We start from the raw sequence: 23,528 nt of genomic DNA, 5'->3' as shown, positions 1-23,528 counted from the left end.
GTGGCTAAAGTATATTTTGATTTGATCCAAAAAGACTTGAAGACAATTGATGATGTACCGTTGCGCTGGAAAAGTACAGTGCAAGAATTATTAGATGAGGCAGTGTAGGATAAGAGGTTGCAGTAACATCTTCTTCCATGTCAAAATGAGTAAGTTAAGACAGAGATTATGGCAGGAGGAAAATGAAATGGACGAATTAGAATTATCGAAAGACTTATTGAAAGCTAGAGAGAAAGCGATGAAAAATAGCTTGAAGGCTAGATTACGACTAGTAATTCCACTTTCTCTTTTGCCCCTATTAACAGTTGGATTACTAACGTTTTTTTTACCAGTGTATCTAGCCTCACATGAGATTAAGTGGATACTATATGCTGGCCTGTTTACTTGTGCAATGATTTTTTTAGGTTATTTTATGTACAAATACAAAACAAGAGATCTGTAATTTTTTACCCTAGCTATTAAACTAGGTTAATTCCGTTTTGGAGACTACTACGCAATAGGACACGCCTATAACGGGCGTGTTTTTTCTTATGCCCTCGGATCTCCGGGGGCTATTTATATTGAACAATAGATAGAGAGGGGAGTTGTTATATGTCAGTTGGGGGAGTCAATCCAGGAGGAGGGACCGGAGGTGTAGCCTTGGAGAATCGTATGGATGATGTTGAAAATCGTTTGTCCGGAATGTCCGACGAGTTGATGCGCTTCGGCGCAGAACATGCCACATTTAGCACTGAGCTGCGATTGCTAAAAGAGAAGCAGTCTAGACATGAGGAAGATGTAAAACAAATCAAAGAATCCACAATCGAAATGAAGATCCAATTCAACGAGATTATGCGGCGGTGGGATACATTGGATTCTCGTGTGTTTCAGTTATTACAACAATCGCAAACGGATAGTAAGAGCGAACGGAAAGTGTTTATCGATCTACTTAAATACGTTCTGGCCGGTACTATCTTCGCAATTATCGCTTTTTTATTTAAAGGAGGGGCGTAATGCTAACCTTAGATCAAGTAAAGAGTAAATCATCTAAACGCCTGGTTGGTCTGCATCCGGTCGTATTGGCTGCTGCGACAGTTTTAATTGAACGCTGTTACGCTCGGGGAGTGCCTATTGTTATTACTCAAGGATTACGAACTATTGCGGAACAAGACGCTCTCTACGCACAAGGGCGTACAAAACCCGGATCTATCGTGACCAACGCAAAGGGCGGTTATAGTTACCACAATTTTGGTTTGGCTGTTGACTTTGCTTTACTGCTGCCTAATGGGTCGAGTGTTTCATGGGATATGAACCGAGACTACAACGGAAACAACATCAAAGACTGGATAGAAGTGGTGGAAGAGGCTAAGAAGCTCGGCTTTGATTGGGGCGGTGACTGGACATCATTTAAGGATTACCCTCATTTCCAAATGGTTTTTGGCTTAACACTCACTCAGCTGCGAGCAGGTAGCAAGCCATCTGAAACAGCAATGGCAAAAGCATCAGCTATTATAGATCGACTAAAAGGGGAGGCAGAAGAAGATATGAGTAGAATTGCAGAACTTGAAGAACAAGTGAAGGAACTAGCGAAAGTAGTATCTGGATTGACCAATAGCAAAGATGTACTTAAACAAGCTGCAACAGAGCAAGGATTGAGTATCGCTAAAGTTTTATGTAGGGTGGATAAGCTGGAGGGTAAGGCGAGACTAACTGAAATACCTGCTTGGGCAAATGATGCTGTACAAGCTGCTTTTGATGCGGGTTTGATTGACACGCCTACAGGTGGCAGTCTGGACTTCTACCGAGTAATAACGGTACTTGCCCGCGCTGGACTTTTGATTACGAGATTGGAGGATAAATAATGGACAATCAAAACTTAACGGATGTATTGGCTTACGCTTCGGTGTTGGCCGTATTTGTGCTGGCTTTAGTGCAACTGGTCAAGAACAATATCGCAATGCCTAAAAATCTGATCCCGTTCATGGGGCTTGCTATTGGATTGTTGATCGGTGCAGCTGGCTATAAATTCACAGAGCTAGATTTAGTGCTTCGTTTGTGGGCGGGTGGAATTGCTGGACTATCCGCAACTGGATTATTTGAGCTGGCTTTTAGTAAGAGGGATGGAACAACTAAATAATGACTTAGCAATTAGTACGCCCTGCCTGAATGGTGGGGCTTATTTTATTTTCAGGGAAAGGAGCGTGTCTATGTTTAATAGAGGATCATTTAACCGCATTGCCTTTAACCGTGAATTTTCAGTATTTGTGTTCGGAAGTGCTGTCTTGCGTGGTGATGGCAATCTGAAAGCTGGAGCAAACATCATTGCAACTGGATCAGCGGCTCTACATGGTGAGGGAGGATTGAAAGCGACATTTGTACGGGAGATTAGTTTCGCTGCAAAGATGACCGGAGAGGGCGGCATGAAAGCTACGTTTATCCGGGAACGTCTACACCAAGCCATCATGCACGGTATTGGTACGCTAACCGCAAACGGAAGCCGGTACCACATGGATGAAATCATATTCACCGGATCATTTGCTCCTGGTGATCGCATAGTTATTGATTCTAAAAATCTCACGTTTACCAAAAACGGACAGAACGCCCTGCACATGATGGACGGAGATTTCTTCGACCTTAACCTTGGCAATAACAACATTGTTTACACAGACCCGGCTACTGGCCGTGAGATATTAATCCGGATTACACACCGGGATAAATTTATATAGGGGGAATCTAGATGCCTAAAGCACCAGTAACAATTTATGATGCACAAATGCGGCGTGTGGCTTTGCTTGAGAATGCGTTTAACATCGAATACAGCATGCCACTTAACTCGTTATGGACAGCGGCTTTCAGCTTGCCGGGAGACGATCCCAAAAACGCAGAGTGTAAGCCGTTTTACTTCGTAGAACTATATGACAATAACGAGCGAGTCGAGTTATTCCGCATCGTTCCAAATACCATGAATCGGAACCAGAGTGGGCCAGTCATCAAATACGAGTGTGAACATGTGCTTGCTACCTTGCTGAATGATGTTCTATTTCAGTCACATACAGTCGGCAACCTTGGCGTTTATACGGACCAAGTAATTCAATATATTCTTTCGAAACAAGTGGTGCCACGATGGAAACTCGGAACGGTCGGATTCAGAAGACAGTTCGAATACAACTGGGAAAACGATACACTGCTCGGGGCTTTGTTCTCAGTGCCGAAGCCTTTCGACTCTGAATATCAATGGACTTGGGACACCACATCATTTCCATGGACTTTGAATCTTGTGGAACCAAACGAAGAGGTTACGGCTTATATCCGGTACGGGGTTAATATGACTGAGATTGAGAAGGTAGTGGATCCAACTAACCTATGCACTCGGCTATATGGTCTTGGCTTCGGCGAGGGGGTTAATCAACTGACATTCGCAGATATCAACGGCGGGTTACCTTATATAGAAGATGCAGCAGCTCAAGCTGAGCACGGTATACTTTCATCCATCTTTGTAGATAGACGCTTTGAATATGCGGAGACACTGCTTGCACGCTGTCAGACGTTGCTCAATGAGCTGAAGGTTCCACGCATATCCTACAGTGTTGGAGCTTCTGAAATCCATCGTCTGACTGGTCAGCAAATATATAAGTTTAAAACTGGTGCGAGAATCAGAGTGAAGGATGACGAGCTTGGAGAGGACTTTATTGCTCGGGTTGTTAATGTTGGTAAAGGGGATATGATCGGAGTTCCGGGTGATGTTCAGATCGAGATCGCCAACCGAACAGAGGATATAGCTGGAAGCATTGCAGACTTACAGAACAGGCAGCACATTAATGATTCTTATGCTCAAGGGGCTACAAATCTTGATACACGGGACTTTGCAGATAATGCGGATCCTACGCACCCAGCCATCCTAAAGTTCTATGTTCCAGAGGAAACGGCGCGGATTAACAAGGTCATGTTGTCGTTTCAGGTGGAGGCGTTTCGGGCTTATAGTAAGGCAATAGAGGGCGGGGGAGCCGTTACGACTTCCACGGCAGCAGGTGGTGCGCTGGCAACCACTACAGCATCAGGTGGAGGATTGGCAACCACAACTTCTAGTGGAGGTTCTAGTGTTCAGACAACATCATCGACTCCTGAACAAGCTCCCACAACTACGACGAAAGCAACATCAGTGGAGTCAGCAACCACATCTAACTCATGGCAGCAGTTTGCAATAACAGTGCCAGATGCTGTTAATGTCGTTGGGGATCATAACCACGGAATACCATCAGGGACCATCCTTATGACTCAAGGCGGAGGGACCGTATCGTTCTCGCCTTCAGGTGGACATTCTCATATATTAACTTCTGACCACCGCCACAACGTGACCATACCGGGACACAATCATTCAGTAACAATACCAGGACATGACCATACAGTGGATTTGCCGAACCACACTCACGGGATTGATTTACCGAATCACTCTCACAGTATTAACTTGCCAAATCATCAGCATGTAATTAATATTCCTAATCATACACATGGCATTGAATACGGGATATATTCAGGACCGACGCCAACTGCTTTAGTAATTGAAGTGGATGGGAATCTTGTTCCGTTTACCGAAACGAGTGGAGAGGATATTGATATCGTTCCTTATCTCAGTAAAGATGGTAGCGGGAGAGTGCAGCGGGGACAGTTCCATGAAATAAAAATAGCCCCAAATAGTTTGGGGCGGATTGTAGCTAATGTAGTAACTCAGTTATTCGTGCAAAGCCGTGGTGGAGGCAACTATTGACCGATACCTAATACTTTCAAAGTATCAGCCCCAAAATATAGAGAACCGTTTTTTACCATGAGTGAGGCGGTTTTCTCTGTATTTGTGATGACGCGTTCATCATTGGTGGATTGGTCATACATTGAAAGTGGGAATTCCACTGTCATATCTCCGTAAGTAACAATTGTTGTTTTATCAATTGTGACTGAAACGCCATACTCTTGATTAACATCACGTGCAGGCATCCACGTTTGAGTGCTCACTGTATTTCCTCCTTTCGACTTAAGATCAATGGATTTTTTCGTATTGTCATACTCCAGCCCGTAACCTGTTATCTCAGCTACTTCGCGTACTGGTAGATATGTAGTGCCTTTATATACAAGTGGATCATTCTTAAGTGTTTGCTTCTGACCATCGACTGAAAACGCAAATTTTGCAAGGGCAGCCTGAACAGTTTGAGTGGTTGCAGCTGCGGCCATTCCTGCCGAACCGATTAACATGCCGACCACTAATCCGATGATTGCTTTCTTCAAGATACTCAGCTCCTTTAATTTCATATTACCATATATTACGGTAAATGATGGAAGAGGTTTTATATAATTGATGTAAGAATAGAAAATAGGATTCAAAAATTCATACTTCCAGACTATTTACAAATGATGTATAATTACTGGAAAAATATAATAGTTTTCTATTAAGGGGGTATTTTATGTATAACAACGTCTATGCTGCATGGAACTCTTTTCTTGAAAATAAAGTAAATTTGGATCCTGACATTGTAAAAAGGGCACGTAGCAGTAGAGAATTTCTAGTAAAACAAATAGATGGTTTTCCTGAGAAAGCAATAGACTTTCCTGAAATTTTTAAACTTGAAAATGATGTGCAAATGGGCTCCTTCAGTCGTAGAACAAAGATCAGAGAATTGGACGACATAGACTTTTTGATAGTTTTTGCAGGAAAATCTTCTACATATAATGAAGATTATTCATACATAACAATAGATGTTCCAGAAACTGCTACAACACTTAGAAAGTATTGTGATAATGGAAAATTAAATTCTCGTAAAATCTTGAGCAAAATTAAAAGCTCACTTTCTTTAGTACCTCAATATGAATATGCCGTTGAAAATAGTTTGCGTTGGAATAAAGAAGCAGTTACTTTAAAACTAAAATCATATACATGGAATTTTGATATTGTACCATGTTTTCTAACTTCTAATGACGTACTTGGGAATTCATATTATTTAATACCTGATGGGAATGGAAATTGGAAAAAAACAGACCCGAGAATTGATGCAAAAAGATTAACGGAAATAAACCAACGTCACGATGGCGATTTATTAGATATAATTCGATTGATAAAGTATTGGAATAAAAGACCTACTCATCCTAAAATGGGTTCTTATCTGTTGGAAAATATGGCAATAAATTATTTTGAGTATGCCCCTAAGATAACAAGCCAAGTCTTTGCGTTTAAAAACCTTCTTTATAATTTGGAAACTCAAGTCAATTCACCATGCATGGATCCTAAAGGAATTCAGGGGAATCTTAATGGATTGAGTATGGATGAGAAACTTAAAATATCAGCTACTGCTCGTAATGCAGCTGATAATGCAACAAATGCTATTAAGTATGGGGTAGACGGAGATCATAAAAGAGCAATAAATGAATGGCGGAAGGTATTTGGGGACGGGTTCCCAGAATATTGTAACTAGGGGTGCCTAAATGAAAATAGAAGAAAAGCAGAATCAAGAAAAATTTTTAAACTATCTTTATGCACAAAGTATTTATTATGATAAAGCCAGATTTTATCGCCGTTTTAGAACAACTATAAGCATTATTCTCCCGATAGGATCTGTCTTATCCATTTTATTGCTTCCACAAATAAAAGAAATGCTAGCGGTCATTGGTGCAGTTTGGATGCTTACTTCAAGATTTATCCTACAAGAAAAGGAAAAAAGTTTTACAAAAATAGCTGCCACTATTCAAGAGCAATTTGATACTGAGTTGCTTGGTATAAAGTGGAATAAAGTTACAGTAGGGGATAGGGTGAAACCTGAGGTAATCATAAATGCTGCAAGTGAGTTTAAGAAAAATAGAGAAAAAATGGTGGACTGGTATCGAGGGCTGAAATGTGAAAACTCTAATCTTAATGCTCTTTTAGCACAGCGGACCAATCTTGTATGGGATCAAAACCTTCGTAAAGGCTATTCCCGATTCGTCGCTTTTATCACTTGGGGTTCTTTTTTTTCAATGGTTGTTTTTGCACTTTTTAAAAGCATGACTGTGGAGGATTTTTTAGTATCTTTGGCTATACCTTCACTTTCTGCAATTGTATATGGTATTGAGAATTCCAGATCTCACTTACATAGAGCATTACGCGCTGAAAAAATTGAAAAAGAAGTTTATGAGACATTTATTCAAAACCAGAATAATAAAAATTACACAGATGATTTTATTTTAAGAGAATTTCAGAATCATATATACATGAGCAGAACAGAGCCAACAGTCGTTGCAAAATGGTGGTACTGGATCGGCCGAAAGAAAACGGATGAAACATATAGTAAGGTAAACAGTATGTTATCATCAGGCCAATAAAAAGGAGTGATCATTTTGAGCAATGTTTACAAAGTCCTAAAGACAGACTCTGAATTTCTGACTGCAGCCTTAAGACAATCTCAAGTGGATATACTTGAACGTCACGGTGACCTGGAGGACTGTGTAATTGATTGCGGAGGTCCAGTTCAGAAATGGAGTCCGGTTAGTGTGAAAGTCGCGGATGCTTATTACATGAGAAGTGAATTTGAGTTTAGGATGGTTTTGGCATAAGTGTGTATAACAAATACCCCGTCAACCTTAACTGGTCGGCGGGGTATTTTTGATTATATTACAAACTCCGTAAAAACTGGACTTCGTAGCATGCCAGATTTGGTCCAGTTCCTCATTCGCACCTTCGCTCTTAATCGAGGTACCAAGTATACAAACTCCTTATCCTCGCCCTTTACTAGCTGCTGGGCAACGCCCCTGAATGCCTGCTTATGGATCGGTGACGCGCCAAGTTCAATAATTCCTGCAGGACGTAGCTTTCCGGACGTACCGGATGGAACAGCAGCCAGCCACCCAAATTCCTGTTTGCGATAACCTGTAATAAATACTTCTGCATAAGTCCAATTGATGACCTTTTGCCATGCATGAGAGCGGCGGCCAGTCTCGTATACGCTGTTTTTACGCTTACCTACTACGCCTTCCATACCACGAGTTTCGATCTGTTCAAATAAAGCCTCTCCAGCACCTTCCACATGAGGTACTAATCCAAAGTTATTAGAGGGTAGAGTTAACCCTGCCAGCATCTCCTTACGTCTCATTAGGGGCACTCCGCGTAGATCCTTGCCTTTGTACATCAAGATATCAAAGATGGCATAATACGCGGGAAGAGTCCCTGTGAGTTGTAATATCTTATCTGCTCGCCTCGTCTGAAATCGGCTCATTACAGATTCAAAATCAGATACACCAGTCCCTGGATCGACGCAGGCGACCTCGCCGTCCAAAATAACATCGTCCATAAAGGGGAGATGTAATTCAGGATACTGCCGAGTGCAATCATTATCATGCCGTGTATATAACCGGATCTTACCGGACTCTTGAGAATAAATAAGACGATGGCCGTCTATCTTTGGTTCATATATGAAATCGCTGTGACTAAATGGTCCAGTAGCAGTTTGTAACAACATAGGTGATATAAACATATAAAACCTCCTTCATCCAATTATAGTTCGTGGCTACAAAGGATAGAGGAGGTAAGTGATGGGAAAAGCTATTTTGTTAAGGTATATTCACTAACTTCAAAGGTAAGTATTTTATCGAATACAACGTAGTCTTTACGTTTGCTGAACGGACCTTTATTGTTTGTATGCTTATCTATTCCATATAAACCCGGGCCTCTTCCTGCATCACGAGCATCGTACCAATTAATGAATGCTTCCACTTCGGACATAGGTAGATCATATTCTTTTTCACTTCCGTTAATCAATGTGACAGTAAGGATAGCACGATCTCCTGAAGGTTGCTCTGTAGGTTTAGGAGTAGCCGTTGGCGTAGGTGTTGGTTCAACAGTTGGGCTAGGGGTACTTGTAGGAACTGGAGTAGCCGTTGGCGTAGGTGTTGGTTCAACAGTTGGGCTAGGGGTACTTGTAGGAACTGGAGTAGCCGTTGGTGTAAGTGTTGGTGATGGTGATGGTGATGGTGATGGTGTAGCGGTTGGTTCTACTGTTGCAGTTGGTTGCGGTGTTGGCGTGACTTCTGGTGAAAACAGATCAAATTCTTTAACATACTTGTAATTACCATCATATGAAACCATCATAATATATTCAACATCAGTAATTTGTTTAGGCGTTTTAATTTTGCTACCTTGTAACATTAAACCTCGGCTAACAGGTATACCATCATCAAAAAAGAACCAAGTATTGGACCCGAATTTTTTGTACTGTAGAACAACATACAGATCGCCATAATAACTGTAACTGTCGATCGTTGTTGGAGTATCAAATTTATAATATACACGTCGATCTGGAGTGCTACTATATCCTATTTTTGCCACAGTGTTAAGGTCGCCGTCAGTGGCTTCTGTAAATTTAATGGTTCCCATCGAAGCGACTGAACCATAAGTTAAGGCCTTTCCGTTAAGCAATCCACCATCTTCTGCTGACACTCCAGTAATCGGTATAATCGTGAAGATAAGCAAAAACATCATAATAATTTTTATCTTTTTCATTTAAAGCTCTCCCTTATAAATTATGTATTTTTTCCAATATCTTCTGAATTGTAACTATAATAGAGTGTTATGTCTAAACATTAAACCCTATATCTGTAATAAAATGATTTGAATTCATAGATTATTTTACTTTAAATTCCATATAATGAATGTGTTATGTCTTGATTATAGAGCATATGTTTGGTTATAATACAAACAAACGTTCTTATTTTGGGGGCTATCAACATGCAAATGCAGATTGGTCAAACCGTTGAAATTGTTTACTTAGATAAAGTCGGCAAGATTACTCAGCGTAAAATTGATATTAAAGGCATAAAGGACGGGAAGATTCGCGCAACATGCTTAAATACAGGAGCGCCAAGAGTATTTCTAGCGGAAAGTATATTAGCTTGGCAGGCAAGTGATAAAGGAGCAATTGCATGAAGCCATTAACGGATAAAGAAAAAGAAATACTCAGATCATTAATTAAGATGATCGAAATCAATCACTATCCACCAACGTTACGTGAACTCGCTAAGGAGGTAGGATTGTCATCTACAGCGGTAATACATGCGCACATGGAACGCCTAGAGATTAAGGGGTACATACAGAGAGGTAAGAACATGCCACGAGCGTTGAGAGTTATTAAGGGAGTCGACTATGACAATGAAACCACAACAGCGTAAGAAACTTGAAGGTAATGGACTTTGGGAGGGAAGTCGGATGATTATGCCTGAGCATAAAATCAGGATTCTGGACGATGCGTTGAATGAGGAGACACGTAAAAAGCCCGATTTAGATCCTCAGGCGATGGTTGAGATTTCTCAGGTGTTAGCTCAATCATTAGAAGATTGTAGCCCGATCACGTTAACGGTGTTTAAAGAGTATGAGGATATGCAGATACATGGAATAGTTATGAGAGTAGATCAGCAGCTTAATCAGATAAAGTTTCGTCAAGGTGATTATTGGGATTGGATTAATTTAGAGGATGTTGTCAGCGCAAATATATAGTGAAACCCCAAATGAATTATAACAAAGCCCTACTAACCTATATATGGTCGGTAGGGCTTTGTTTATTTTAAATTATCTATCGCGTATTGCGCTTCTTCTGCAGTGAATTGCGCACCATAGTCTGAAATCAATTGATCATAAATGGCGGAATCTGACATATCCAACGTTTCTGCGTATGATTGTGCAGATTTCAATGCATTTTCTTTCCAGTCAACTACAATGTTGTCGATGGCATATTGAGCGGCTTCTGGAGGAAAATTTGCTCCATATTCAGAAGTCAACTGATCGTAAATGCCTGCCTTTGACATATTCAAAGTTTCTGCATATGATCCTGCTTTTTTTAATGCCGCTTTATATTCTCTAGGGACACTTTCCTCTTTTGCCTTGGCTTCAGCCTCAGCTTTAGCTGCTGCTTCTTCCTTAGCCTTTTTCTCGGCATCTGCTTTTTCAGCAGCTTCTTTAACTTTTTTATCTTCTTCGGTTGGTGTCGCAGCTGGTTTTTCTGTTTCTTTGGTGATAACAGTTTCGGCTTGGACGGTAGGTTCAGGGTCTGCAAGAGTAGTAGGTTCTTTATCTCCACCCAAGCTTCCTATCCATCCAATTACAAGGATCAGTACTAACCAAAACCACCATTTCTTATAAATCGGCTTCTTCATGATGTTCCCCCTAATTTTGATAATAAATGACAAAAACAGTTTACCAGATAAAGGGATGGTAATCTATGTAATTTACAAAGATCAATATATGTGAAGAAGAACTTTGCGAAGCCAGTTGGGTTCCCGCGACCATCCTGCGCCGTAGCGCAAAATGGTTTCGACCGATGCCCATCCGGTCATCATCAGGCGGTGTATTAGGTAGTCCTGCGAATCATCCTATATCCTATATTATAGGAATATGTGCAAGGAGGTATCTAATTAAATGCGTTGCTTTTCGATTCCAAGACTTCGTTTCAATCCCTCTTGCAATACTTGGCTAAAGTTCAGATGCTGTTTTTCAGCCTCATCGTTTAACCACTTCGGCACCGTCAGTGTTTTTTTTACAGCTTTAGCTTCCATTGCATCCCTAACAGTTGGCATATAGACCTGAACTTCACAGGCGGCCTCTGTCGGATCTGCTTGCTTCAAGATATCACCGAGTACAGATGGTGAAGGAATAGGGTCATTGTCTTGCTCCATCACATACATAAACCCCTCAAGAGCTTCACGTGCTGCGGCGTGTGCTTCTTCAGCTGTATCACTGGAAGTCAGACATCCGGGCAGATCGGGAAAACGAACAGAGATTCCTTCGTCTGCTGTGTCTAGCAGCGCCCAGTAGCGATAAACATCTTTCTTACTCATTTATATTAACCTCCTTGGGGGAGAGGGGCTTGCGCCCCTACAACCCTGCTGATTTTAGGATACTCTTTTGTGTTTTGGGAGGAAAGCTTGCTCTAGGATGTGGTACTGTTATTTTCCCCGGCTTGCTTGGATGTTTGAAGTAATGGTGGCTGCCATGTACTCCTACTATGTACCATCCATCTACTTCGAGAATTTTAATGATTTCCCTTGAACTATATGACTTCATCTCAACCCTCCTTATACTTATATTATATACGTATTTATAATACGTGTCAACGTATAAAAAACACGTACTATTTAGTGAGGGAGCAAAAAGCCCATGACTTAGAGCGTTTGTTTTTTACCGTTTACAGAATGTTCCATAACTATTATATTCAGATTATACAAATGAATAATCTGCATTAGGGAAGGTTGGGAATACAGAGATGCTGGGGTATATAACTGGAGATAATATTAAATGGTTATTAGGAGTTATTATACCAATGACCGTAACAGTAACTGGTTGGATTTATGTATATAAATTGGGTCAGAAAAATGTAATTAGAGATAAGCGAATCACTACATATATTAGTGCCTTCAATTTCATAAAGGATCCACTTTATAATGCTATTAGAAAAAATTCTGATTTTTGTACGTATCTTGATATTACGAGGAGACATCTAGAAAGCTTACAAGTGGAATCAATATTATACCAAGCTGATATGAACTATTTACTAAGATCATATAAGGAGAGAGAGTTTGAAAACCTTAAAAACATTGCGAGTAGTTCGTACTTAGAGTTTTCTTATGCATGGGAACAATATGAAATTGTATTTATTCCACTTGTAAAACAAAGATATGCTCTACAGGAAGAATTTAAAGAAATGATCATGATTATTAATAATTGCTATATGGGATACAATGCATTCCATTATTCCCTAAATGAAGGGATAGAATTTAAAGAGGAACAGCGGGCGGGACTTGTTAATTCTATTGCAATTACACATGATCGACTTCTAGATTTTTTTGCATGTTTAATGGACGTAAATACTAATGTCCAAAATTTTGTCTTTAAAGATTTATTCCATAGAAATATAGAGGAAAGAAAAGTATTAGACGAAAAATATCTAACGATAAATAAATTGATGGAGAAACATAAGGTGGATAATTTTTAGATGCTTTTTTTGTAGGAGTGATCGTTTGAGTGCTAAATATAAGGTTATTACCAGCGATGCAGACTTACTTGCTGCAGCATTGGCGCAAGTGAGGGTTTATGTTGTGCAAGTTGGCGAGGACGCCCCTGATAGCATCATAGATTACGGAGGAGTAATACAAAAGTATACGCCTGATTTTGTTAAGATTGCTGATACATACTATACTCGGACAGCGCATGAATTTAGGACACATATTTCTATGTCCAAGTAACAAAACAAGCTCACTAACCTTAACGGTCGGTGGGCTTGTTTTTGCATAGAATTTATGTAGTTAGGTAATCATAACAAAAAAAAGGGAGTTGAAAAATATGAGTGATATAGGATTTAGTTTACCTCAAGTAAAACCGCAGGTTGTTAATGGCAGGCACCCTAGGTCTCCAATACCTGATTGTAAGTACATAAATGTATTTTTATTAGCTTCCCATCCTGACCCCAAACCATTTCCTGATCCGAGCAATTTACCAGAGGAAATAAAAAAAAGAGTTATAGATCATTTAAATGCATTTGAATCGTTATTCGCTTCACAATGTGGAAAGAGGCTTAAACTCAGAATGGTTTGGAGTAGCTGGAATATGGTAGGGACATCCAGTACGAAATTTTTGAAAGCGGAGGAAATTCCATTAGACTTAACTAAGGCCAAAACAATTTTGGATGAGAGGAATAAAGAAAAGGCTTATTTTCCTGAAACAGATATTTTGGTTTGGTATCTTAGAGGTGATTACATTTCATTAAATGAAGATTCGAATAGTAAACGAATAGGAAAATCTTTTGTAGATAATGGAGAAAATCCATGTGCACTGGTTCTAATTACAGAAAAAGCAGGTCCGTATACTTTGGCTCATGAAGTTGGTCATATTCTAAGTAATTTTAGTGATCCAGATCCAGCTCCAAATGATAAGGGGCACAACAAGAATCCAGATAACTTAATGTATTTTCAGGAAGGAGGTACTAATATAACAGCAGATCAATGTGCGATCTTTTTTAAGCATAAGTTCATAAAATAGATGAAAAGTAAGAAGGTCCGCGATCCAATAAGAGGTGCGGTTTTTTTTATTTGGTACTATATAAAATGAACTGCACCCCAAAATGTTATTAGTTCATAGACTACTTGAGCTTTGTGATCACCCTATGTTTAATAATAATTTAAAAGGTAAGTCTAATAGAATAAGGAAATAGTCACTATGAATCTCTACAATGTTTGCATGTTTATTATAATTATTAAAATAACTCATCTGGACGAATAAAAGAACATCCCGCCATTATTAGAAGGAATGTTCTTTTATTATTACAATTAAAAATTAATAACAACTTTTTTAAGTTTCCCGATTATACGAATATTAGAACCTGAATCGCCACAAATAATAGGTGGATAGTCTGGGTTAGCCGATTGCAACACAAGTGTATTTCCTTGTCTATACACTTTCTTTAATACTGCTTCGTCATCAATAAGGACGGCTGCTATTTCTCCATCTTCAACTTCCTCTTGTTTTCTGATTAATAGTAGATCACCTTCAAAAATTCGGGCTCCGTTCATGCTGTTTCCCCGAGCTCTTAAGTAAAAGTATTCACCACCGTTGATCCAAGAACGAGGTGTTGTTTCATATCCCTCTATGGATTCATACGCTAAAACTCCATTTCCGCAAGAGATTTTACCTACAATTGGCAAATTTATGTTTTCTGGTTCAGTTTGTTCTTCCCCCATATATGTATAGGCGCCCTCTGTCAGTTGATTAACAGTTACATCAAGAGCTAGCGCTAAAGCTTTAAGGCGGTCCATATCAAATTTATGTTCACCGTGCTCATAGCGTTGGACAGTCTTTTTGGTAATCCCAACTTTTTCAGCTAATATCTGAAGGCTGTAATTTCTAATGTCTCGGTATTTTTTGATGTTTTTACCAACTACGATATAAAAATTTTTTTTATCTTCTACACCAGTCATTTGAAAATCTCCTTCATCTATTGTTTGATTTTTAGTATAACCTTTAAAAGACACTTTATACAAGTAAAATATATTTATGTGTCTTTTAGGGGTTGACGATGTCTAAAACAGGTGCTAATCTAGGGGTGTCTTCAGAAGACACGATGTACTGAAATAGGAGGTGAACGAATGCTTAAGATCAGCGTTAAGGCAGCAAGGGTGAACTCAGGAATTCAAGCTAAAGAAGCTGCGAAAGAGTTAGGTCTATCGATAACCACATATTCGAGAAAAGAAAATGGTCATGTGCGATTCTATGTTGATGAGGTTTTTAAATTGAGTCAACTCTTTCAGATTCCAATCGAAAATTTTTATGAGGCGGGGTGTCTCCAGGAGACACGATATAATGCTGGCATCCCGCTAGAAAATCAAAAAAACACCCAATAATTCGTAGTAACATCGTACAGCACACAGTACACACAATATATGTTCATACGATTTAGTAAGAAAGGATGACGAACACATGATTACGCCAATACACAAAATCAACATTGGTAGTCGCATTCGGGAGGATATGGGAGACATAGCGGGGCTGGCAGAGAGTATTCGAGCTCGCGGTTTATTGCATCCCATAGTTATTGATGAGTCAGGCAACCTGATTGCTGGACATCGCCGCTTGGAAGCTCACAAGTTGCTGGGTCGGGAGGAAGTTGAGACCAAGACAATATCTGATCTTACTGACAAAGAAAAGCGGTTGATTGAGTTGGAGGAGAACACGAAGCGCAAGGCACTAACGGAGTTCGAGGCTTCGAAAAATCTCGTTGAACTCGCGGATGCCGCAAAGGAAGTCTTAAAAGACGACTTTTCATTGCTCAGTAATGAAAAGTCGATGGGCAGACCACAAAAGCCGGATTCTGAGGAAAAGGTTGCTGAACTTATAGGCGTACCACAGCCTACACTCAGTCAAGCAAGAAGCCATGTTGCAGCTGTCGAACAATTCCCGGCACTTGAATCTCTAGGAAAAAAGGAAGCCATTAAAACCGCTAAAGACCCAGACAAGGTAGAGCTTTACCAGAAGGCAGTGAATGAGTTTCCAATCCTTGGGGAGGCAAAGCTTCCAGCAGATGTGGTTATTCAAGGAGCTGAGAAGTTACGGAGCGCACCGCCTGAAGTCGCTCAGAAAACGCTGGAGAACATCGCTGCTGAAGAGAAACGTTCGGCACTCCACCAGCAACTGATTGATGAGCAGTACAAACAAAAACGGGTTGTGGACAACATCATTGATGCCGCTGGAAGAATGTCGGGTGCAGTAACGGAGGAGCGTTGGCTATCGTGGATAGAGTTACAAACTGACCGAATCGTTATTGATGTTTCGGCAAGTCAAGTTCAGCGCGGTATTGAAGAACTTCAGCGGCTTCATTCCAAAATGAAAGATGCACTGAAGGGTCCTCGAAAGGTGGTGAAAGGTCGTGGCTAAGTACAGATTGGTTCGGGAGGATCGGACGGATTTCGTTTTGGGGCATCTTCACAAAAAAATAACTCTTGCTGATGCGGTAGCCTTTCTGAAAGAACGGATTGTACTGGATGAAAAGAAGGCAATTGATGATGCCTGGAACGATAAGGGACGTCAATTACTTCGCAGTTTTAAGGACAGTGAAGGTGTCCGGCGGCTAGCTGCTTATAACGATTCACCCGAGGGTGAACAGCGCCGGATGGTTTATCAGATGATTGATATCTGTAACGATGTCGAAGTTCTCGAGAAACAAATACGTAACATGTCCAAGAATCGGGACGGATCGGATAAGTTGATTAAAAAGGCAGCGGATCGTATTGAAAAAATTGTGAATCAATCAGACGAAGCTTTGACCTTTGATTTCGAAGAACTGGAGGAGGGGCATCCCAATGAGCGCAACCGCAATACCTGAACGACAACTGACGGCGGACGAATTGATTCAAAACAACATGGGACTGGTTGGATCAATCGCTCATAAAATCAACAAGACAACAGGTGTGGAGTATCTGGAACTCTTTCAGGAAGGATCTATTGGTCTTATCAAGGCAGCTCGTTCCTTCGACGAAACCAAAGGATATAAATTTGCAACTTACGCCAGCCATTGCATCACCAATGAAATGTTGGGTTATCTTCGTAAAACTCGGCGCATTAGTAGTCGGTATCTGAGCTTGGATGCAATCCCTGACTGGTGGAATTTGGTTGGTCACTGGGAACCTGATACATCTTATCTGGAGATCGATTCAGTAGTTTTGGAGCAAATGCCAGCCAAACAAAGACAATTGGTATCACTTCTGTTTAGAGGTTTTTCACAGCGGGAAGCTGCTGAAGAGATGGGGTACACTCCCTCATATATTTCACGGATACTGTCTAAAGCTCGTGCCTATTACGAGAACAACTCAAAGTTGAATTTAATCTGAGTACGAATGGAGGTCCTGCAAATGGCAGTATTCATCCATCCTACACATCGCGCTTTAGCTCGCATTACTTACATGAATAGCAACATTAAAGGCGAGCTTATCATCGGAGAAGCAGAACTAGCACTGATTATGCCCTTACTCATGGATAACTTGAACATCGTCCAGCAAGTGGACGGCATTAAAGAAGCGACATTAGCGGCGCATTGTACAGGAAACATGGATCTGGCGCAGCACTTCACTGATAAATTGATTGAATGGGAGGCACAACTGAAATGAGCGCATCAACTGATTTATCAAATGTTTTACAGGATTGCAAACGACGGGGATGCACTAGAGAGCAAATGCAGGGTTTTATCGACAGAGCACGGAGATATTGGTCTGGGAATGCAGGAATGTTAGTGGCGGTTGAGTCATTGCAATTAGAACTGGGGGGAATGGCATGAATGAGAAAAAAGACGCTCTCAGATTTCACCGCCAAGAAATGGCTTACTGGCTAAGTGTTCAGAAAGACGCTCAATGGCGAGGCGATGCTGAAACTGAACAGTTTGCTATCAAGGAACGCCGCAAACATCGTGATGCTGTACTAACTTTATGGGCAACGCCTGTGGAACAACTGGCGGTGTGCGTATGACAGTAATCTTCAATACCACAGTTAGATGCCCTTATCCCAATTGCTGTTATACAGCCGACGTAATCACTAACAATCATTGTACTAAAGCTCATAGCATGGAGCGCAAAGAACTGATCGGGAGATTCGGTAAACCGCAAAAAATCGGTTACGATCCTAAAGCCGTAGACAAGAATCTGGAAGGTCATGTTCCAGCTCAGAAGGTGAACATAGGTTACCCTAGTGATTCTACATTTGCGAAAGATAGGAGATCAAGTAGACGTAAAGGGAGGTGAACAAGGTTAATCGGCAGGTCTTAAAAACGGCGAAATCTCGAAGGCCTATTATTTTTTTGCCAAAAATGGGGTTTTGTGCCCAAAAACAGGAGAAAGCGGGGCAAAACGATGGACAGAAAAACACTGGAGTACATGACCGATCGCACTAAGAAAGCCACTGTAATTGTCAACAAGATCGATGAATTAAGCAAGCAAGCTGAGCGACTAATTAATGCCGAAGAGATCAAATTCTCGTGGAGAGATAACGGAGTGACCTTGGATTCTGTGGGGTACAGTGGTCGCCGTGCATCAGCCAGAGTGGTTGCGAATATCAAAACATTCGCTGTCGAGGCAATCAACGAAGAAATCCAGCAGCTTGAGGAAGAACTGGCTGCACTATAAGGAGGGACTTGTTAAATGAAACCACATGAAAGAATGGAGTTCGAATTGGCTGCTGATTCGCTGACGAAGGCTTTACCAGCATTACTAGGAGCTTATGGAGCAGTAGCAAAGGCTCACAGAGCTTACTTCTTGGAACTTGTTAAAGCAGGCTTCTCGGAGTCGCAGGCACTTCACATCGTTGCCACGCAAGGCGTTCTGGGTGGTCTCAACGGTGAAAATAACAAATAACGCCCCTGGCTGCAACCGGGGACGTTAGTCAAACACTTATTCAAAAATTCACGGTCACTATAACACAAAAATCAGGAGGCTGTAAAGATGCTGCATATCAAACGGATTAAAATCACGGATTGGCTAGGGATCAGCGAACTAGAAGTATCTCCCGGCAAAATAAATAAAGTTGATGGTGACTCAGGCGCCGGAAAAACAAGTTTGATAGAGGCGCTGGAAAAGGCACTGACCAATAATAGTCGGCGTACAGAAGTCGTTAGCCACGGACATGAAGAGGCTGAATTGTTTGTAGAGCTGACGGACGGTCTACAGATCACCCGCAAGGTTCGGTCGGAAAAGGCGGACTATCTCAAGGTTAAGCACGACAGTAAGGCTGTAAACAGCACGGAAGGATTTTTACGAAAGCTAATAAACGGTGATATTTTCCGACCGATTGAATTTGTACAGAAAGATGCTAAAGAGCAGACCAAAATTATTCTCAACATGCTGCAGATTGATTGGACAGTTGAAGATATCAAATCATGGTTTGGAGAACTACCTGAGGCGGACTATCAGCTTCATATCCTGCAAATCCTGCAGCAGATCGAATCAGCATATTTCGAAGAACGTTCCAGCATCAATCGTGAGATCAATCTATTACGAGCAAACATCGAAGGGATTAAGCGAGACCTTCCACCGAATTATGATGGCGAAGAGTGGCGCGGGGTAGACCTGCAGAAGCTTTACCGCAAACTGTCAGATGCGCAGGAATCCAATAAAAAGTTAGAAGAGGCGAAATCATTAATTGATGGGTTGACACTTCGCATAGAGGACATAAAACAGCGATCTGCTAACGCTACAGAAGAAAGGGTCCTAGGTTATCGGAGACAACGCGACACACTGCAAGATAGCATCAAGCGGTTAGAGGAGCGTATCGAGCAGGATCAAAAGATCATCGACGATGCTGACCGCCGAATCGCAGATGCGTCCCTGCAGTTGGACAACGAAATGGAGCAGGCGATTGAACGCCTCAAGCTTCAATATCAACAGAAAAAGCTCAACGTCCGGGAAGATGTCCAACGTGAGGTTGAACTAAATAAGGGATATGTCAGCGAGCACCGCCAAATGATCGCAGAAAAGTCTTCTTCACTTAATAATATCGAGGAGCATGAGCGCAAGGATCTGGAAAAGATCAAAGATCACGAAGCCAGCCTAATTTTGGCAGAGAAAGCGAAGTCAGGTGATGCTGAGCAAGTGATTGCAGATGTTGTATGGATTGACCCTGATCCGTTACAAGCTGCTGCTCATAAAGCTGCTGAGATGAAAGAGTATCTTCGAGAGTGGGAACGGATGAACGATATCATTCGCGAGAAGTTATCCCCAAAAGAAGCGCGGTCCGCTGACCTAACCTCCAAGATTGAGAAGGCGCGTGAGCTTCCGAAAGAATTGCTTAAGACAGCTGCGCTGCCAGTGGATGGATTGACTGTAGATGATAAAGGACGTATCCGGATTGATGGAACACTTATCGATGGATTATCTGAAGGGGAGGCGCTGGACTTCGCATTTAAGCTTGCTAAGGCTCAGTCAGGTCCGCTCAAGGTAATCTGTATTGACGGTTATCAAAACCTTGGAAGCAAGCAACAATCGATTTTGGAGAACGCTCAACACGATGATTACCAATACTTCTTGCTCTCCACGGTTGAGGGCAAAGATCTGAATATCGAAATTGTGGAGGGATAAGGAATGTCAAACACTCAGTTACTTGCGATCAATGACAAGCTAATAAAAATGATCGAGGACAAACAAGATGCAATGCCCAAAAATTTCAATAAGACTCGCTTTATTCAAAACAGCATGGCTGTTCTTCAGGACACTGACAACATTGACAAATGCGATGCCAGCAGTGTTGCAAGAACCTTACTGAAGGGTGCCTTCCTTGGGTTGGATTTCATGAACAAAGAGTGCTATCCCATCATTTACGGCGGGAAATGCACATTTCAAACAGACTATAAAGGCGAAATTAAGCTTGCTCAAAAATACAGCGTTCGTCCGGTTCTGAACATTTACGCTGAACTAGTGCGTGAAGGGGATTTTTTCCTAAAAGAAGTTAAAGACGGGGAGCGCACTATCCAGCATCGTCCTCCAGAGGGATTCAATAATAGCAAGGTAATTGGGGCTTATGCTGTTGTCTTGTATAAAGATGGTGGGATGGATTGCGACTCCATGAGTGTGGACGAGATTGAAGCAACCAGAAAGAACTATTCTAAGCAAGCTAATGGTCCGTCATGGACAAAGAGTCCTGGGGAAATGCAGAAAAAGACTGTACTCCGGAGGCTCTGCAAAAACATTCAACTCGACTTTGATACCATCGAAGCAAAACAAGCCTTCGAAGATGGTGGTGACTTTGATTATAACAAAGAACCACGCCCAGCACAGGAGAGCCCATTCAATCCGAAGTCTACTGTTATTGATGGCGAGTTCACTGAGGTTAAGGAGGACGCCGCTAATGGAGTTGACCAAGGATAATTACTTTTCTCTCGAAGCCAGCCGCCTTTATATGTCAGTATCTCAATTCAAGAGTTTTGTTCCGGCATACGGAGGTTGCGAAGCTCGAAGCGTGGCAGAGTTGTCAGGAGATTATGTCCGTCCTGAAAAAGGAGCATTTGATGAGGGACATTACATTCATGCCTGGAATGAAGGTACGATTGCAGATTACAAGGCAGATCATCCTGAAATATACAGCAGCCAAGGGGCAACAAAAGGGCAACTGAAAGCCAATTACAAACACCTTAATAAGATGATTGAAATTTTAGAAGCAGATGAAAAAGTCATGCAAGTTTTGGATGGGGAAAAGGAAGTAATTCTAACTGCTGAACTGTTCGGGATTAAATGGAAAATCATGATTGATAGCTACCATCCAGAGATCGGTGATACAGGAGTCTTAGCGGATTTGAAAGCACTTAAGGACATGAAGAAGGTATATAACGAGCACCAGAAGATGTATGTTCCTTTTTATGAAAATTACGGATATGACCTTCAGATGGCTGTCTATGCAGAGGTAGAAAGAATTAATAAGAAGCGTGAAGACTGGATCATTCCACACCTAGTGGTGGTCACAAAGCAAGACCCGCCAGATCATGATATTTTCTGGTTCGATTACGAATCAATCTCGGGGCAATTACAAAATGTCCGCAATCATTTAGATAGGGTTATAGCAGTCAAGTCAGGTAAAGAGAAGCCTGTGCGGTGCGAAGTATGTGATTATTGCCGGAAAACTAAAAAAATCAATCATATAAAACACTTCCGAGAATTGGACTTGTACTGATGAGTACCTTTGGTTTCCACCCAGTGAAGAAGCCAAATCATAAACGAAATAAGCCCACCGCCAAAAAGCGAGGCAAGATTACATCTGAGGTATACAACGCAGCTATGGAACGATCAGGTGGACGCTGTGAACGCTGCGGGAGCATCAAAGGCTTACAGTGTGCCCATCTAATCAGGCGCTGGCAGATCGACGGTAAAACGACTGTGAAGGATGTGGCGATGCTCTGTGGTCCTAGTGTTAATACTGGGACCTGCCACAACTGGATTGATTACACGAAGGATGGCAAACAGTGGGCGGTAGATTTCAGGGATCATCTCTATGAGAAATGAACCCATCGCACAAGTAGAGATACACGTCCTTAGTCCAGATTGCAAGGTATGTGGTCAAGAGATTAATCCAGAACGCGAGGAATACATTGGACGCACTCGGGTATGTCCTCGCTGTTATGGTGAGCTGACTAGCGGCAGGGATCGCAAGGATCGGAAATATAGAATCAAAAAACTATGAAATAGAGGTGCAGCAGATGCCAATTGAAATAAAGATTCTAAGCAAAAGAAGCAGCGGGGATGCTCCTGCTGGAAATTACATTGCTCGGTATTTGAACGACAAAAACCGTACCATTCAGTCGCTTAATCCATGCCGAAGTGTACAGATCATAGAAGGGATTCACTCAGGGCAAATCGTTCCTTATGAGAGTTATGTTGTAATAGGTGACCTACCAGCTCAAGCCGATGTTCTTCGGCAGAATGTCAAAATGATTGAGGGATTGGCTGAGGCTGCTCGGACAATCCAGGAACAGGACAAGGTGATCAACCGAGTTAAAGAAGAAAATGAAAAGCTTCGTAACGGTGAGTATGAAGTGAATTATGCCCCGCGTTATATCGGAGCGCTTAAGGAACGTATTCAACAGCTAGAGTGGGAATTGGGATCTTGGCGTAACAGCAAGAAAGTACAACTACCAAGGGAAGTGGCTGCTGAACTTGATGAATTAATCATTAAAGGAATATCATATGCGGCTATAGCGAGTAGGTTTTTCACGGCTGCAGATGAGGACGAAGAACGCTATGGAGTGAGCGAACTTTTAGAATGGACGGAGCATGGTCGAACAGAGCCAGGCAAAGTTCGAGTGATGATTTTTCTATCAGCTCTAGTCAATGGATACGTAGAAGAACCAGAGCCGCAGAAGGATGTTCCATCGAATATCCGATCAGAGGTAACTGAAATTATTAAGTGCTGGATGGGCACACCTCCTGTAGCAGATGAGGGAAACGACGCTGAACGTTTGACCGATTGGATTTTTGACCACTTTCAGCAGCACGGGGATGACAAACTGCCCTTTTAAAGTAAAGCAGGT

The 23,528-nt window shown here is 41.5% G+C and carries 39 protein-coding genes; 32 read left to right on the top strand and 7 right to left on the bottom strand.

Annotated elements, in window-relative coordinates; genetic code table 11:
• The 7 genes from MHH86_RS25560 to MHH86_RS25530 all read left to right on the top strand — a co-directional run bounded on the left by MHH86_RS25560 (nt 1) and on the right by MHH86_RS25530 (nt 4,744).
• Entirely contained in the window at nt 1-108 is a 108-nt protein-coding gene (locus MHH86_RS25560; RefSeq protein ID WP_256719044.1) for a CD1375 family protein, read from the top strand.
• Between the two features lie 79 nt (nt 109-187).
• Complete coding sequence (locus MHH86_RS25555; RefSeq protein ID WP_342479513.1) at nt 188-442, top strand: hypothetical protein; 255 nt, start codon at nt 188-190, stop codon at nt 440-442.
• A 149-nt stretch (nt 443-591) separates the two neighbouring features.
• A complete protein-coding gene (locus MHH86_RS25550) occupies nt 592-993 on the top strand; it encodes a hypothetical protein (RefSeq protein ID WP_342479512.1) in 402 nt (133 codons plus the stop codon).
• Complete coding sequence (locus tag MHH86_RS25545; RefSeq protein WP_342479511.1) at nt 993-1,841, top strand: M15 family metallopeptidase; 849 nt, start codon at nt 993-995, stop codon at nt 1,839-1,841. The genes MHH86_RS25550 and MHH86_RS25545 overlap by 1 nt, the downstream gene beginning before the upstream one ends.
• Nucleotides 1,841-2,116: a holin gene (locus tag MHH86_RS25540; RefSeq protein WP_076316340.1), complete on the top strand. Its 276-nt coding sequence runs from the start codon at nt 1,841-1,843 to the stop codon at nt 2,114-2,116. The genes MHH86_RS25545 and MHH86_RS25540 overlap by 1 nt, the downstream gene beginning before the upstream one ends.
• 70 nt (nt 2,117-2,186) lie before the next feature.
• Nucleotides 2,187-2,705, top strand: a complete 519-nt coding sequence (locus tag MHH86_RS25535; RefSeq protein ID WP_341003882.1) for a hypothetical protein — start codon at nt 2,187-2,189, stop codon at nt 2,703-2,705.
• Between the two features lie 11 nt (nt 2,706-2,716).
• The gene (locus tag MHH86_RS25530; protein WP_342479510.1) at nt 2,717-4,744 is read left to right on the top strand and encodes a phage tail spike protein; all 2,028 of its coding nucleotides are present in this window, start codon (nt 2,717-2,719) and stop codon (nt 4,742-4,744) included.
• Here MHH86_RS25530 and MHH86_RS25525 read toward each other — a convergent pair.
• Complete coding sequence (locus MHH86_RS25525) at nt 4,738-5,256, bottom strand: stalk domain-containing protein (protein ID WP_342479509.1); 519 nt, start codon at nt 5,254-5,256, stop codon at nt 4,738-4,740. The genes MHH86_RS25530 and MHH86_RS25525 overlap by 7 nt on opposite strands.
• 176 nt (nt 5,257-5,432) lie before the next feature.
• Here MHH86_RS25525 and MHH86_RS25520 point away from each other — a divergent pair, with 176 nt between their 5' ends.
• From MHH86_RS25520 to MHH86_RS25510, 3 genes are read left to right on the top strand one after another with little or no spacing between them, the layout of a single operon-like run.
• The gene (locus MHH86_RS25520) at nt 5,433-6,437 is read left to right on the top strand and encodes a hypothetical protein (protein ID WP_342479508.1); all 1,005 of its coding nucleotides are present in this window, start codon (nt 5,433-5,435) and stop codon (nt 6,435-6,437) included.
• 10 nt (nt 6,438-6,447) lie between these two features.
• Nucleotides 6,448-7,320, top strand: coding sequence for an S-4TM family putative pore-forming effector (locus MHH86_RS25515; RefSeq protein WP_342479507.1), 873 nt, complete (start codon nt 6,448-6,450; stop codon nt 7,318-7,320).
• A 15-nt stretch (nt 7,321-7,335) separates the two neighbouring features.
• Nucleotides 7,336-7,551 (top strand): hypothetical protein, encoded by a 216-nt coding sequence (locus MHH86_RS25510; RefSeq protein WP_342479506.1) that lies wholly within the window; start codon nt 7,336-7,338, stop codon nt 7,549-7,551.
• Between the two features lie 53 nt (nt 7,552-7,604).
• On the opposite strand, the gene MHH86_RS25505 is transcribed toward MHH86_RS25510, so the two are convergent.
• Both MHH86_RS25505 and MHH86_RS25500 read right to left on the bottom strand, forming a co-directional pair.
• Nucleotides 7,605-8,468, bottom strand: a complete 864-nt coding sequence (locus MHH86_RS25505) for an ATP-dependent DNA ligase (RefSeq protein ID WP_342479505.1) — start codon at nt 8,466-8,468, stop codon at nt 7,605-7,607.
• A gap of 68 nt (nt 8,469-8,536) precedes the next feature.
• Nucleotides 8,537-9,430, bottom strand: coding sequence for a hypothetical protein (locus tag MHH86_RS25500; protein WP_342479504.1), 894 nt, complete (start codon nt 9,428-9,430; stop codon nt 8,537-8,539).
• 288 nt (nt 9,431-9,718) lie between these two features.
• On the opposite strand from MHH86_RS25500, the gene MHH86_RS25495 reads away from it, so the two are divergent.
• Genes MHH86_RS25495 through MHH86_RS25485 form a run of 3 tightly spaced genes read left to right on the top strand, consistent with a single transcriptional unit; the run spans nt 9,719 to nt 10,483 of the window.
• Nucleotides 9,719-9,916: a hypothetical protein gene (locus MHH86_RS25495; protein WP_340918418.1), complete on the top strand. Its 198-nt coding sequence runs from the start codon at nt 9,719-9,721 to the stop codon at nt 9,914-9,916.
• Nucleotides 9,913-10,158 carry a winged helix-turn-helix transcriptional regulator gene (locus tag MHH86_RS25490; protein ID WP_342479503.1) on the top strand — a complete coding sequence of 82 codons (246 nt, stop codon included), beginning with the start codon at nt 9,913-9,915 and terminating at the stop codon, nt 10,156-10,158. Before MHH86_RS25495 ends, MHH86_RS25490 begins: the two co-directional genes overlap by 4 nt.
• Nucleotides 10,139-10,483 (top strand): YolD-like family protein, encoded by a 345-nt coding sequence (locus tag MHH86_RS25485; RefSeq protein WP_342479502.1) that lies wholly within the window; start codon nt 10,139-10,141, stop codon nt 10,481-10,483. Before MHH86_RS25490 ends, MHH86_RS25485 begins: the two co-directional genes overlap by 20 nt.
• A 62-nt stretch (nt 10,484-10,545) precedes the next feature.
• On the opposite strand, the gene MHH86_RS25480 is transcribed toward MHH86_RS25485, so the two are convergent.
• The 3 genes from MHH86_RS25480 to MHH86_RS25470 form a co-directional block, all read right to left on the bottom strand.
• Nucleotides 10,546-11,139, bottom strand: coding sequence for an Ltp family lipoprotein (locus MHH86_RS25480; RefSeq protein WP_341163967.1), 594 nt, complete (start codon nt 11,137-11,139; stop codon nt 10,546-10,548).
• A gap of 258 nt (nt 11,140-11,397) precedes the next feature.
• A complete protein-coding gene (locus MHH86_RS25475) occupies nt 11,398-11,820 on the bottom strand; it encodes a type II toxin-antitoxin system HicB family antitoxin (protein WP_342409784.1) in 423 nt (140 codons plus the stop codon).
• Nucleotides 11,821-11,857: 37 nt separating this feature from the next.
• On the bottom strand, nt 11,858-12,046 hold the full coding sequence (locus MHH86_RS25470; protein WP_341163965.1) for a type II toxin-antitoxin system HicA family toxin: 189 nt from the start codon (nt 12,044-12,046) through the stop codon (nt 11,858-11,860).
• Nucleotides 12,047-12,302: 256 nt separating this feature from the next.
• Here MHH86_RS25470 and MHH86_RS25465 point away from each other — a divergent pair, with 256 nt between their 5' ends.
• From MHH86_RS25465 to MHH86_RS25455, 3 genes are all read left to right on the top strand, one after another.
• Nucleotides 12,303-12,974 (top strand): hypothetical protein, encoded by a 672-nt coding sequence (locus MHH86_RS25465; RefSeq protein WP_341163964.1) that lies wholly within the window; start codon nt 12,303-12,305, stop codon nt 12,972-12,974.
• Between the two features lie 25 nt (nt 12,975-12,999).
• Complete coding sequence (locus tag MHH86_RS25460) at nt 13,000-13,224, top strand: hypothetical protein (protein ID WP_341163963.1); 225 nt, start codon at nt 13,000-13,002, stop codon at nt 13,222-13,224.
• Nucleotides 13,225-13,321: 97 nt separating this feature from the next.
• Nucleotides 13,322-14,017, top strand: a complete 696-nt coding sequence (locus tag MHH86_RS25455; RefSeq protein WP_341163962.1) for a hypothetical protein — start codon at nt 13,322-13,324, stop codon at nt 14,015-14,017.
• Nucleotides 14,018-14,304: 287 nt separating this feature from the next.
• Here MHH86_RS25455 and MHH86_RS25450 read toward each other — a convergent pair whose 3' ends face one another.
• Entirely contained in the window at nt 14,305-15,006 is a 702-nt protein-coding gene (locus MHH86_RS25450; protein WP_342479501.1) for an XRE family transcriptional regulator, read from the bottom strand.
• 114 nt (nt 15,007-15,120) lie between these two features.
• Between MHH86_RS25450 and MHH86_RS25445 the strand changes: the two genes are divergently transcribed.
• From MHH86_RS25445 to MHH86_RS25370, 16 genes are all read left to right on the top strand, one after another.
• The gene (locus MHH86_RS25445) at nt 15,121-15,375 is read left to right on the top strand and encodes a helix-turn-helix transcriptional regulator (protein WP_341163960.1); all 255 of its coding nucleotides are present in this window, start codon (nt 15,121-15,123) and stop codon (nt 15,373-15,375) included.
• 76 nt (nt 15,376-15,451) lie between these two features.
• Nucleotides 15,452-16,405, top strand: coding sequence for a ParB N-terminal domain-containing protein (locus tag MHH86_RS25440; protein WP_342479500.1), 954 nt, complete (start codon nt 15,452-15,454; stop codon nt 16,403-16,405).
• On the top strand, nt 16,398-16,853 hold the full coding sequence (locus tag MHH86_RS25435; RefSeq protein WP_341163958.1) for a hypothetical protein: 456 nt from the start codon (nt 16,398-16,400) through the stop codon (nt 16,851-16,853). Before MHH86_RS25440 ends, MHH86_RS25435 begins: the two co-directional genes overlap by 8 nt.
• Complete coding sequence (locus tag MHH86_RS25430; RefSeq protein ID WP_342479499.1) at nt 16,831-17,358, top strand: sigma-70 family RNA polymerase sigma factor; 528 nt, start codon at nt 16,831-16,833, stop codon at nt 17,356-17,358. Before MHH86_RS25435 ends, MHH86_RS25430 begins: the two co-directional genes overlap by 23 nt.
• 21 nt (nt 17,359-17,379) lie before the next feature.
• On the top strand, nt 17,380-17,634 hold the full coding sequence (locus MHH86_RS25425; RefSeq protein WP_036687892.1) for a hypothetical protein: 255 nt from the start codon (nt 17,380-17,382) through the stop codon (nt 17,632-17,634).
• Nucleotides 17,631-17,801 carry a hypothetical protein gene (locus tag MHH86_RS25420; protein ID WP_179086921.1) on the top strand — a complete coding sequence of 57 codons (171 nt, stop codon included), beginning with the start codon at nt 17,631-17,633 and terminating at the stop codon, nt 17,799-17,801. Before MHH86_RS25425 ends, MHH86_RS25420 begins: the two co-directional genes overlap by 4 nt.
• On the top strand, nt 17,798-17,989 hold the full coding sequence (locus MHH86_RS25415; protein WP_076275493.1) for a hypothetical protein: 192 nt from the start codon (nt 17,798-17,800) through the stop codon (nt 17,987-17,989). The genes MHH86_RS25420 and MHH86_RS25415 overlap by 4 nt, the downstream gene beginning before the upstream one ends.
• A gap of 95 nt (nt 17,990-18,084) precedes the next feature.
• Nucleotides 18,085-18,261: a hypothetical protein gene (locus MHH86_RS25410; RefSeq protein WP_342479498.1), complete on the top strand. Its 177-nt coding sequence runs from the start codon at nt 18,085-18,087 to the stop codon at nt 18,259-18,261.
• A 108-nt stretch (nt 18,262-18,369) separates the two neighbouring features.
• A complete protein-coding gene (locus tag MHH86_RS25405) occupies nt 18,370-18,642 on the top strand; it encodes a hypothetical protein (protein ID WP_076218644.1) in 273 nt (90 codons plus the stop codon).
• 15 nt (nt 18,643-18,657) lie between these two features.
• The gene (locus MHH86_RS25400) at nt 18,658-18,870 is read left to right on the top strand and encodes a hypothetical protein (protein ID WP_076218643.1); all 213 of its coding nucleotides are present in this window, start codon (nt 18,658-18,660) and stop codon (nt 18,868-18,870) included.
• Between the two features lie 87 nt (nt 18,871-18,957).
• Complete coding sequence (locus MHH86_RS25395; protein ID WP_342479497.1) at nt 18,958-20,589, top strand: AAA family ATPase; 1,632 nt, start codon at nt 18,958-18,960, stop codon at nt 20,587-20,589.
• 3 nt (nt 20,590-20,592) lie between these two features.
• Nucleotides 20,593-21,375: a RecT family recombinase gene (locus tag MHH86_RS25390; protein ID WP_342479496.1), complete on the top strand. Its 783-nt coding sequence runs from the start codon at nt 20,593-20,595 to the stop codon at nt 21,373-21,375.
• A complete protein-coding gene (locus MHH86_RS25385) occupies nt 21,356-22,174 on the top strand; it encodes a PD-(D/E)XK nuclease-like domain-containing protein (protein ID WP_342479495.1) in 819 nt (272 codons plus the stop codon). The genes MHH86_RS25390 and MHH86_RS25385 overlap by 20 nt, the downstream gene beginning before the upstream one ends.
• Nucleotides 22,175-22,197: 23 nt before the next feature.
• Nucleotides 22,198-22,503 (top strand): hypothetical protein, encoded by a 306-nt coding sequence (locus MHH86_RS25380; RefSeq protein WP_342479494.1) that lies wholly within the window; start codon nt 22,198-22,200, stop codon nt 22,501-22,503.
• Nucleotides 22,493-22,681 carry a TraR/DksA C4-type zinc finger protein gene (locus MHH86_RS25375; protein ID WP_342479493.1) on the top strand — a complete coding sequence of 63 codons (189 nt, stop codon included), beginning with the start codon at nt 22,493-22,495 and terminating at the stop codon, nt 22,679-22,681. The genes MHH86_RS25380 and MHH86_RS25375 overlap by 11 nt, the downstream gene beginning before the upstream one ends.
• Nucleotides 22,682-22,697: 16 nt before the next feature.
• Nucleotides 22,698-23,516 carry a hypothetical protein gene (locus MHH86_RS25370; protein ID WP_342479492.1) on the top strand — a complete coding sequence of 273 codons (819 nt, stop codon included), beginning with the start codon at nt 22,698-22,700 and terminating at the stop codon, nt 23,514-23,516.
• Nucleotides 23,517-23,528: the final 12 nt, after the last annotated feature.

It is taken from the genome of Paenibacillus sp. FSL F4-0097 (assembly GCF_038593125.1).
Classification (GTDB): domain Bacteria; phylum Bacillota; class Bacilli; order Paenibacillales; family Paenibacillaceae; genus Paenibacillus_AQ; species Paenibacillus_AQ odorifer.
The sequence above is the reverse complement of the archived record's forward strand: the minus strand, read 5'-3'. Positions and strand labels throughout refer to the sequence as shown.